10 protein-coding genes are annotated in these 10,290 nt (G+C 67.6%); 6 read left to right on the plus strand and 4 right to left on the minus strand.

Annotated features, from left to right (window positions below; genetic code table 11):
• The first annotated feature begins 101 nt into the window (after positions 1-101).
• The 3 genes from CRO39_RS11925 (at position 102) to hemB (ending at position 3,291) form a co-directional block, all read left to right on the plus strand.
• Positions 102-554, plus strand: coding sequence for a post-PEP-CTERM-1 domain-containing protein (locus CRO39_RS11925; protein WP_097122170.1), 453 nt, complete (start codon positions 102-104; stop codon positions 552-554).
• Positions 547-2,181, plus strand: a complete 1,635-nt coding sequence (locus tag CRO39_RS11930; RefSeq protein ID WP_162125944.1) for a PA domain-containing protein — start codon at positions 547-549, stop codon at positions 2,179-2,181. The genes CRO39_RS11925 and CRO39_RS11930 overlap by 8 nt, the downstream gene beginning before the upstream one ends.
• Positions 2,182-2,301: 120 nt before the next feature.
• Positions 2,302-3,291: a porphobilinogen synthase gene (gene hemB, locus CRO39_RS11935; RefSeq protein ID WP_097122299.1), complete on the plus strand. Its 990-nt coding sequence runs from the start codon at positions 2,302-2,304 to the stop codon at positions 3,289-3,291.
• A 124-nt stretch (positions 3,292-3,415) separates the two neighbouring features.
• On the opposite strand, the gene CRO39_RS11940 is transcribed toward hemB, so the two are convergent.
• Together CRO39_RS11940 and CRO39_RS11945 are read right to left on the minus strand one after the other, a co-directional pair.
• A complete protein-coding gene (locus CRO39_RS11940; protein WP_097122300.1) occupies positions 3,416-4,150 on the minus strand; it encodes an outer membrane protein in 735 nt (244 codons plus the stop codon).
• A 343-nt stretch (positions 4,151-4,493) separates the two neighbouring features.
• A complete protein-coding gene (locus CRO39_RS11945; protein WP_097122172.1) occupies positions 4,494-5,387 on the minus strand; it encodes a TolB family protein in 894 nt (297 codons plus the stop codon).
• A gap of 44 nt (positions 5,388-5,431) precedes the next feature.
• Between CRO39_RS11945 and aroE the strand changes: the two genes are divergently transcribed.
• The 3 genes from aroE to CRO39_RS11960 all read left to right on the plus strand — a co-directional run bounded on the left by aroE (position 5,432) and on the right by CRO39_RS11960 (position 7,659).
• Positions 5,432-6,277, plus strand: a complete 846-nt coding sequence (aroE, locus tag CRO39_RS11950; protein WP_097122173.1) for a shikimate dehydrogenase — start codon at positions 5,432-5,434, stop codon at positions 6,275-6,277.
• A gap of 22 nt (positions 6,278-6,299) precedes the next feature.
• On the plus strand, positions 6,300-6,650 hold the full coding sequence (locus CRO39_RS11955; RefSeq protein ID WP_141400784.1) for a hypothetical protein: 351 nt from the start codon (positions 6,300-6,302) through the stop codon (positions 6,648-6,650).
• A gap of 241 nt (positions 6,651-6,891) precedes the next feature.
• Positions 6,892-7,659, plus strand: a complete 768-nt coding sequence (locus CRO39_RS11960; protein WP_097122175.1) for a ThuA domain-containing protein — start codon at positions 6,892-6,894, stop codon at positions 7,657-7,659.
• A gap of 48 nt (positions 7,660-7,707) precedes the next feature.
• Here the strand turns inward: CRO39_RS11960 and CRO39_RS11965 are convergent, their stop codons facing one another.
• The gene (locus CRO39_RS11965; protein ID WP_238394724.1) at positions 7,708-8,757 is read right to left on the minus strand and encodes a DUF4380 domain-containing protein; all 1,050 of its coding nucleotides are present in this window, start codon (positions 8,755-8,757) and stop codon (positions 7,708-7,710) included.
• Between the two features lie 197 nt (positions 8,758-8,954).
• On the minus strand, positions 8,955-10,256 hold the full coding sequence (locus tag CRO39_RS11970) for a DUF58 domain-containing protein (RefSeq protein ID WP_097122176.1): 1,302 nt from the start codon (positions 10,254-10,256) through the stop codon (positions 8,955-8,957).
• Between the last annotated feature and the right edge of the window lie 34 nt (positions 10,257-10,290).

A 10,290-nucleotide genomic window follows, 5' to 3' on the forward strand; every position in this document is an offset into this window, starting at 1 on the left:
GGCCTTCCCCCGGCACCAACGCCTGGTCATGTCCTCCTGCGGTCCCGCGTGACCCACGGGCATGCGGACTGCGGGTATTCCACCGTTGCCCGGAGAGCACGATGAAAAGCATGACCCACCCCTGGTGGCTGCTTGCGGGACTGGCTGTCTTCCCTGCCGCACAGGCCGGCAGCCAGAGCACCGACAGCAGCACTGAAGCCGCCGTTCCCGCAACCGCCGACAGCAAGATCGCCATCGATCCCGCCACCGGAAAGCCTCGCCCGCTGACCGCCGAAGAACGCCAGCAACTGGCCGCACAGCGGCCTGCCGCAGCGGCAAAATCGCGCCGCAGCGAGCCGCTGGGCGCCGGCAAGCGGGGGTTCGTTGCGCCGGCCACCGAAGCCGAAGCGCAGGCGAGCCTGCGCACCCTGCCCGGGGGCGCGGTCATGCAGCAGGTACCGGAATCCATGATGTCCGAGCTGACCGTGTACCGCGATGCCGAAGGCCGGCTCCATCTTCGCCATGGCGACAGCAGCGCTGCACCGCAGTCGACGGAGGAGCCGCCCCATGAATAGGCTCTCCCATGGTTTGCGCATCGCCCTGCTCGCTTCCGCGCTGGGCGCGGTTCCGGCGATTTCGGCGCACGCCGCCGAGCTGGTGCTGGTCAGCGGCGATGCCGGCACCGGCCTGGGCCTGGAAGATCCCACGCCCAAGGCGCCGGAAGGCTTCAACCCCGGCACCACGCTGGGCCAGCAACGCACCATCGCCTATCAGTTCGCGATGGACCTGTGGGGTTCGGTGCTGGAAAGCGAGGCCACCATCTTCATCGGCGCCAGCTTCCAGCCGCTGGCCTGCACGCCCACCAGCGGCACCCTTGGTTCGGCCGGCACCACGTTCGTGTTTTCCGATTTCGCCGCCGGCATCCTCGCCGACACCTGGTACCCGTCGGCACTGGCCGACGCGATCGCCGGCTCCGACCTCAATCCCGGCTTCATCGACATCAATTCGCGCTTCAATGGCGACATCGGCGTCAACCCGGACTGCCTGACCGGCTCGGACTGGTACTACGGCCTGGACGGCAACACCCCGGCCGGAAAGATCAATTTCCTGAATGTGGTGATGCATGAAATCGGCCACGGCCTGGGTTTCCAGGGATTCACCAACTCGACCGGCGGCTTCTTCAGCAACCGGCAGGACATCTATTCCACTTTCGCCTACGACAACGTACTGGCCAAGACCTTCCCGGAAATGACCGCGGCCGAGCGCAGCACCGCGTTGCGCAACACCGGCCAGCTGGTCTGGACCGGCGACGACGTGACCTCGCAGGCGGCGCTGATCCTGGACAACCGCAACGTGCTGCGGGTGACCGCACCGGCCGCCATTGCTGGCAGCTACGAGGTGGGCCTGGCCGGTTTCGGCCCGGCGCCGACGGTGGCCAACTTCAGCGGCACGCTGGTGGCGGCGCTGGATGGCGGCGGCGTCAGCACCACCGACGCTTGCGAACCGATCGCCAATGCGGCCGAGGTGGCCGGCAATGTCGCGCTGGTCGACCGCGGCACCTGCACCTTCGTCATCAAGGCGGCCAACCTGCAGGCCGCAGGCGCCACCGCCATGCTGCTGGCCAACAACGCGCCGGGGGCACCGGCACTGGGAGGCGCCGATCCGTCCATCACCATTCCCAGCATGAGCGTTTCGCTGGCCGACGGGGCGCTGCTGCGTGCCAACCTGCCGGCGCAGGTGGGCTTCTTCGTGGACCCGGATCTCTACCAGGGTGCCGACAGCCAGGGCCGTGTGCGCCTTTACGCGCCCAACCCGTACGAGTCCGGATCCTCGTTCTCGCACTACGACACCGCGCTGGCGCCCAATGCGCTGATGGAACCGGCAATCACATCGACCCTGCGCGGCGACGTGAATGTGGACATCACTCCGGCGCTGTTCAGCGACATCGGTTGGAGGCTCAATTCCGGCAACGCCCGCATCGGCAACTGCGATACCACGGTCGATGTGATCGGCGATGGCGGACTGATGCCGGGCGCCAACGTGCAGGCATGGAGCAATCTGTGCCTGCGCACGCAGCCGCGCAAGGGCGACTACCAACGCTGCATGGATGCCTATAAGACGCGCGCATTGGCCGATGGCATCCTGGTCGGCAACCAGGGCGGCAAGGTGATGACGTGCGCGGCAAGGATCAGCCGGCCGTGACCCTGGCGTAAGCGCCTGGGTGGAAACGCGCAACGGCGCCGCAAGGCGCCGTTGCTGCGCAGGCAGGGCCGCGCCTTTGGCGGGAAGCGTATGATCGACCCGATCGCAAAGGAGTCGATGATGGCCTATCCGTACACCCGCCCGCGGCGCTTGCGCCGCGATGATTTTTCCCGCCGTCTGATGCGCGAACATGTGCTGACGACCAACGATCTGATCTACCCGGTGTTCGTGCACGAGGAAAAGGGACGCGCGCCGGTACCGTCGATGCCGGGCGTGGAGCGGCTGTCGATAGACGAACTGTTGCGGGTGGGCGAACAGGCACTGGAGCTGGGTGTGCCGGTGCTGGACCTGTTCGGCGTGCCCGACGCATCGGCCAAGACCGCCGACGGGCGCATCGCCTGGGACGAGGACGGCATCATCCCACGCGCGATCCGCGCGCTGAAGGCGCGCTTCCCGGAACTGGGCGTGATGAGCGACCAGGCGCTGGACCCGTACACGACCCATGGCCAGGACGGGCTGATCGACGACAGCGGCTACATCCTCAACGACGAAACCATCCAGGCGCTGGTCAAGCAATCGCTGGCGCACGCGGCCGCCGGCGTCGACATCCTCTCGCCCAGCGACATGATGGACGGCCGCATCGGCGCAATCCGCGCGGCGCTGGAGAACGCCGGCTTCATCAACACCCGCATCATGTCGTACGCGGCCAAGTACGCCAGCGCGTTCTACGGCCCGTTCCGCAGCGCCGTGGGCAGTGCCGGCAACCTGGGCAAGGGCAACAAGTTCACCTACCAGATGGACCCGGCCAACTCCAACGAAGCGCTGCACGAGATTGCGCTGGACCTGGAGGAAGGCGCGGACATGGTGATGGTCAAGCCGGGGCTGCCCTACCTGGATGTGATCCGCCGGGTGAAGGACGAGTTCGGCGTGCCGACCTTCGCCTACCAGGTCAGCGGCGAGTACGCGATGCTGAAAGCCGCCAGCGCCAACGGCTGGCTGGACGAAAAGGCCTGCGCGCTGGAAGCGTTGACCGCCTTCAAGCGCGCCGGCGCCGACGGCGTGCTGACCTACTTCGCGCTGGACGCGGCGCGCTGGCTGCGCGAGGGCTGATCGCCGTCTTCGTTGACGGTATTCGCCCTGTGCGAGCGGCATGGCTCCCGCCCCGCCGTGCGCGCCTACGCTGGACGGAAACGGCAGCCCTCGGCTGCCGTTTCCGTCGCGCCCGGGAAGATTCTCAGAAGCGCGCTTCGATGCCCAGCATCACCGTGTCGGCGCGGTTGAACCGGCAGTCGCCGAAATCGTCGCAGTCGTCGTAGTAATAGTCGTCGGCATAGACGAAGGCGGTGTAGCCAAGACTGATGTTGAAATGGCGGTTGATGTCCACGCCGATGCCCAGTCCGGCGTAACCGCCGTCGGTGGAGAAATCGCCGCCGTAGGGATTGTCCTGATCGGCGCTGAAGTAGCCGCCGCGCACCACCGCAAACCAGCGGCTGTTGCCGAAATTGAAGCGCGCATTGGCGCCGATTGCGCCATAGGTGGCCTCCGGGATCAGGTAGCCATCCTCACGGGTACTGTCCAGCCGGCCGCCGGAGATCTCCACGCCCACCTGTGCCCAGGGACCGGTCTGCCAGCGGTAGCCGGCGCTCACCGCCGCCGCCCGTTGCTCGATGTCCTCGTAGATCCAGCCCCGCCCGCCATGCGCGCCGAGAAAGAAACCGCCATCGTCACGCCCGCGGGCAGGAGGGGTGCGCGATGCGGCCGGCGCCGCGTAAGGCTGGGCCTGCGGCGTCGCCGCGCCCGGCGGCGCGGCCGGCGCCTGCGGTTGCGCAGGCCGTTGTTCCTGCACCGGAGCCTCGGCGGCCTTGTCTTTCTTGCGGTACTCGTCCCAGGCGGGCGACAGGGATTGCGCGTTTACGTGCAGGGCAAAGGCGGCCAGCACGAGCGGCAGGTAACGGATGGGATGTTTCATGGATGACTCCTCTTCCTTGGCGATTCGGGATGTTTCCCAGGTCCATGCGTGGTCGAACGACCAAGCCAGGCAGATGCCGGTGCGGCCGAACTGGAATGTGCACACGCCGACCGCACCGCCAGCGATGGCAGGCGCTTTCGACGGAATCGATGAAAGGCAGGCCAGATGCCGAACCCGCCAGCTTCATGCGATGGAACGCCCACTCCCCTGGGCGGGAGCAACATTGGAGTGCGGCGTGAACGCTGTCAAGCGCCTGTAGGAGCGGCATCCTGCTGCGGACCTTTTTCCCCGTGGCGCCAAGCACGGGCTTGCGGCGAGGATGCCGCTCCGGGGGTGGGATGGGTTACCGCAGACATCCCGCTGTGCCGCGGCCAACAGGCGCCAGCGTGCGGTAGATATCCAGCTTGCCGGCCCTGGGGGCGCGTGCCGAACCGGTCACCACGATCTCCGCCGGCTTGGAAGCATCCAGCACCGGCGCGCGGGTCATGCCCTCGGCGGTGTTGAACGAGAGCGCCCACGGCTGCGCATCGACGTAGGCGTGGCCGTCGCAGGCCGCCGCGTACAGCCGGGTCGCTTCGCCGCCGGCCTGCACGGAGCGCGAGAACAACAGCGCGCGGCCTTCGTCCAGCCAGGCGCCGTCGATCTCGTCGGCCGCGGTGTTCACGCCGGGCACCGGCCGCGGGTCGGCGAACGCCTCGCCATTCCAACGCGCGAGAAACAGATCGTATCCGCCCGCGTGCTTGCGCCCGTCGCTGGCGAACAGCAGCCAACGGCCGTCGGCGCTGACCGTCGGCGAACGCTCGTTGCCGCGCGAATTGACGCCCGGCCCCAGCGATTCGACGGAACCGTACCCGCCATCGGCCTGTATGCGCACGCGGTACAGATCATGGCCGCCTGCGCCGCCAGCGCGGTTGGAGGAAAAGTACAGCCAGCGGCCATCGGCGCTGAACATCGGTTCGGCATCGTCGGCCGTGGAGTTGGACGGCAGCGGCGCGGGCTCCGCCCAGCGCTTGTCGATCAGCCGCGCCTGCCACAGATCCCAGCCGCCGGCGCCACCGCTGCGATCGGCGCTGCCCCAGACGATCCGCTGGCCATCGGGGCTGACGCTGGCGCGGACCTCGTTGTCGCGCGTGGAGACCACGCCCATGCCCTCGATGCCGTACTCGGCCAGCTGCGCCGCCGCGGCGGCACAGAGTAGACTGGCCACTACCGCGGCCGCCATCTGCCCGTATTTCATGTGATGGTCCCCGTTTCCGTTCCCAACCGGATTTATACCAAGCCATGTCCACACGTCGTTATGCCGTCTTCGGTCATCCGGTCGCCCAGTCGCTGTCGCCGCGCATCCATGCGGCGTTCGCCCGGCAGACCGGGATCGACCTGGAATACACCGCCATCGATGCCGAGCCGGCGGATTTCGTTGCCGCGCTGGAGCGCTTTGCCGCTGACGGCGGAGGCGGCGCCAACGTCACGCTGCCGCTGAAGGAGGCCGCATTCGCGCTATGCCAGCACAGCAGCGAGCGCGCACGACGGGCCGGTGCGGTCAACACGCTGACCCGCAACGATGGCCACTGGCATGGCGACAACACCGATGGCGTGGGCCTGGTGCGCGACCTGACCGACCGCCAGGGACTGGACCTGCGCGCGCGGCGAACCCTGCTACTGGGCGCCGGCGGCGCCGCGCGCGGGGTCGCGCCGGCGCTGCTGGATGCCGGCGTGGAGGAATTGATCATCGTCAACCGCACGCCCGAACGCGCCGACGCGCTGGCCGATGCGTTGGGCGAGCCGGAACGCGCGCACTCGCGCTACTGGGAAAGCCTGCGCGACGAGGGCGACTTCGAATTAATCATCAATGCCACATCCGCCGGCCGCAGCGGCGGCCATCTGCCGCTTCCGTCCACGCTGACCAACAGCCGCACGCTGGCGGTGGACTTGAGCTACGGCGAGGGCGCCATCGCGTTCCTGGCCTGGGCCCGTTCGGTCGGCTGCCGCAGCGTGGTCGACGGGCTGGGCATGCTGGTCGAACAGGCCGCCGAGAGCTTCCGCATCTGGCACGGCGTGCGCCCCGATACCGACGCCGTCTACGCCGCCTTGCGCGAACAGAACGCGATACTGGTGACGGCCGACTGACACGCCGACGAAGGATAACGACATGGATGGAATGGGCATGCAGTTGCTGACGATGGCGGGCTATCAGTTGCCGGAGTTGATTGCCGCGTTGGTGGCGTTGGCATTGCTGTGGACATCGGCGCAGTCCGGCCCGGCCCGCAGCAAAGGCATTGCCGGCGTCGGGCTGGTGCTGTTTTCCGGAATCGGCCGCTTGGGAATGAGCGTGCTGCAAACCTGGATCATCCAGCAGCGCGATGCGGTGCTGGACCTGCAGCATTTCTTTGCGGCCATGGGCATCGCCGGGATGCTGCTGAACGCGCTGTCCGCCGTCGGCCTGGTGCTGGTGGTCTGGGGCCTGTGCCAGGCCACGCGAGCGCCAGCTCGGCCTGCATAGTTCGGTACCGCAGAGCCTGCGCGCTGACCGGAATAGCGGATCGCGCGGATCGGCATTGCCGCTGCGCTAGTGTGGTGTCCCGCAAATAGCTTGCTTATATGGCGCAGTGGATTGGCCTCCGAGCCAAGGCGCGAGGAGGAGGCATAGCGGGACTATGGTGACGACGAGCAACGCGGGATCGGGGGCCAGGACCAAGTCAGATGGGTAGGTTATTTGCGGGACACCACACTAGGATGCGGCAATGAAAACGATCGTCCTTACGCTTGTCAGCGCGTTGGCGCTGCTGGCCGGCCCGGTGCAGGCGCAGCAGCAATACAAGGTGCTGGTCGCCGCCATCCCCAACAGGTACCACAACGACTATGCCGTGGTGGCCAAGCCGTCGTTCGAACGGATGGCGCGCCGCCACAACTTCGAACTGGTCTGGGCCTGGAACACGGCGCCGTTCGATGGCGAGTTGTCGCAGTACGCCGCCATCGTCTTTCTCAATACGCCCGGCGAGGAACTGCAGGGTGCGCAGCGGCAACGGCTGGAAACCTATGTGCGGGCCGGCGGCGGAGTGGTGGCGGTGCACCGTGCGTTGATCGCCGCGCCCGGGCAATGGCCGTGGTTCGAACGGCTGATCGGCCGTCCATTCCGCACCCACCCGTATATCCAGACCGCCGCGGTCGATGTGGTCGACCGCAATTTTCCCGCCACCTTCGGATTGCCGCAGCGCTGGCTGTGGACGGACGAATGGTACGAGTTCGGCCCGCCGCATTCGCCCGACCTGAAAGTGGTGCTGACGGTGGACGAGTCCAGCTACGATCCCACCCTGATCTGGCCCGGGCAGAAGGCCGAGGGCATGGGCAAGCCGCACCCGGTGGCGTGGTATCACCACTACGATGGCGGCCGCAGCTTCGTTACCGCACTGGGGCATACGCCGGATCTCTACAGCGATTCGCTGTACCTGGAGCATCTGTACGGCGGCATCTACTGGGCCGCCACCGGGCGCGGCATCGTGCCCGAATAACGTGAAGCGGAGCTTGCCCGAGCGCCGCCGGACAAGCTTGGGGTTGCATCACCGCCGCGGGTTTGCGGTTCCGCAAAGGTTCGGCTCTTCCAGCCGCTCGGCCGCTTCGCCGCACAAGAATGCCAACTGCGCTTCACGCGTGTCGGCGCCGTCATACGGCAGCACCGTCCACCGCTCCGCAGCCTCCATCGACTGGCCCGGCTGCAGCGTGCGATACGGCGCATGCACTTCCATTTCCAGCAATCCGTCGCCGGGGTCGGCCGCATCGTCCAGGTACAGCTCCACCTGCCCCTGTTCCGGATGGATCGACGACCGTGCCTGATGCGGGAACCGGATGATGAAAAGCTGATCGCCCGCGAAGCCGGCCATCCACCCCGCCGATGGCTGCAGGAACACCTTGCCGCGGCGGGTGGTCGCGCCAGCCGGCAACGGCGAGCGTTCGAACGAAAACAGCCCGTCGCCGACACGCGGCAACAGCGGGGCGATGGTCGCGCCGGTGGACGGCTCCACCCGGACATCCTGTTGCCCCGCCACCGGCACATAGACCCGCGTGGACGGCGCCACACGGGTGTTGAACCATAGGTCCCAGGCCACCGGGGTGTCGCGGACATTGCGCGCTTGCGCCCGCAGCTCCACCGTATCGGGCCGCTCCGGGTCCAGCGCGAAGATCTTGCGCAACTGCACGCCCGACACCGGGCTGGGCGCGCCTTCCAGCACCAGACGCTGGCCAGTAGCTTCCACGATGCGGGTCGTGGCCAATGCCAGGTAAGGATCCGGTGGCCAGTTGGCCGCGGCCTTACGCCGCGCCCGGTTGGCGTCCTGTTGCAGCCACCACTGGCTTTGCGGGCCCAACCAGACATCGTGGCCCAGGTAACCGATATCGTCGGCCGTCGCCGAAACCTCCGGAGCCGGCTGGGTCTCCACGGCCGCGCCCACCTTGAGCACGTTGCCGCGTCCCTGCAGCGAGAACCACAGGCCGCGCCCGCCCAGCTCAGGCGTCACCTCCAGCACGACGGCATCGCTTTCCAGCCGTATGGTTTCCACCGCCAATGCCGTCATCGGCGCGCCCAGCAACATCGCAATCAGCCAGCGCTTCATGGTGCCTCCCCCGCGAATGCGTCGCCGCACTTTAGCAAGCCGCGGCGTTGTTGATCGCGAGTGCCGCGTTCTGGCGCCGAACCGAGCCGGCGCTGTGGGAGCGACGTAAGTCGCGAAGAAGCCTTCCGATGAAAGCCTCATCGCGACTTACGTCGCTCCCACAAGATGAATGTGCTGGCGCCGCAGCAACCACTCGGCTACAGCAAACCGTCGCGCTTGAATGCCAGATAGCGCTCCACCAGCGCGGCTGGCAGATCCTCGCTGCCGACATCCAGCACCATCACCCGATGGCTGCGCAGCGCTTCGTGCGCGGCGGTGCGCTGTTCCAGGTAACGGGCGACCGCGCCGGCGCGGATGGCGCCGGACAGGTCCTGCACCTCGTCTTCCAGCGCCAGGTCCAGCGCCTTCTCGCGCAGGCTGGCGACGCAGACCAGATGGCGCTTCTGCAACAGCCGCACCGCCGCCAGCAGATCCTCGATGTCCTCGTCGCGCACGTTGGTGACCAGCATCACCAGCGAACGCCGGCGCTGGCGCAACGACAGTTCGGTGGCCGCGGCCAGGTAGTCGGTGGCCACCGCGCGCGGCTGCAGGTCGTAGCCGGCGCGCAGCAGCGTATCGATCGCGCCCATGCCGCGCTGCGGCGCCACCCAGCGGCTGTCGCCGCCGGTGGCGAACAGCCCGACCGCGTCGCCCTGGCGCAGCGCCAGATAGGACACCACCAGCGCGGCATTGAGCACATGGTCGAAGTGGGCCAGTTCGTCCTCGCGCGCCAGCATGCGGCGGCCGGTGTCGATCATCATCACCAGCTGCTGGTTCTTTTCGTCCTGGTATTCGCGCGAAATCAGCTTGCGCGAACGCGCGGTGGCCTTCCAGTCGATCTGGCGCAGGCTGTCGCCGACCCGGTATTCGCGCATCTGATTGAAATCGGTGCCCTCGCCGCGGCGCCGCTTGAGGTGCGCGCCGACCAACCGCGAGGCCTGTTCGGCGCTGAACAGCGCAAACTTGGTCAACGGCGCGAAGTTGGGGTAAACGCGCACGCGCTGCGACGCGCCGGCCATGCGCGATTGCCGCCACAGCCGCAACGGCGAATGCAGGCGCAACTGGATGCCGGCGAACTGCGCATCGCCGCGCTCGCTGGGTCGCAGCCGATAACTGAAGGTGCTGGCGCTGGCCGCCGCCAGCGTCAGCCGCTGCGGCAACCCCTGCGACGGCCAGTTGCCCGGATGCAGATCGAACACGTCCAGCCGCTGACGTCCGTTGGCCGATTCCAGCCGCAACTGCACATCGCGCTCGATGCCCAGCGGCAGCGCCTCGGGAATCTCGCGGATCGCCAGCGGCGTGGGCCGCCGCCGCAGCCACAGCCAATCGGCCAAGGCCAGCAGCGCCAGCGCCGCGCCAGCGAGTTGCCATGCCGAGGATGGCGTATCGAGAAACAGCACGGCAAAGCCGGACAGGCCCCACAAGATCAGCAACGTTATCAGCAGCGGTGCAGGTCGCATGGCATGGCCCTTGTGGGAGCGACGCAGGTCGCGA

It is taken from the genome of Pseudoxanthomonas wuyuanensis (assembly GCF_900215535.1).
In the GTDB taxonomy this organism is placed as follows: domain Bacteria; phylum Pseudomonadota; class Gammaproteobacteria; order Xanthomonadales; family Xanthomonadaceae; genus Pseudoxanthomonas_A; species Pseudoxanthomonas_A wuyuanensis.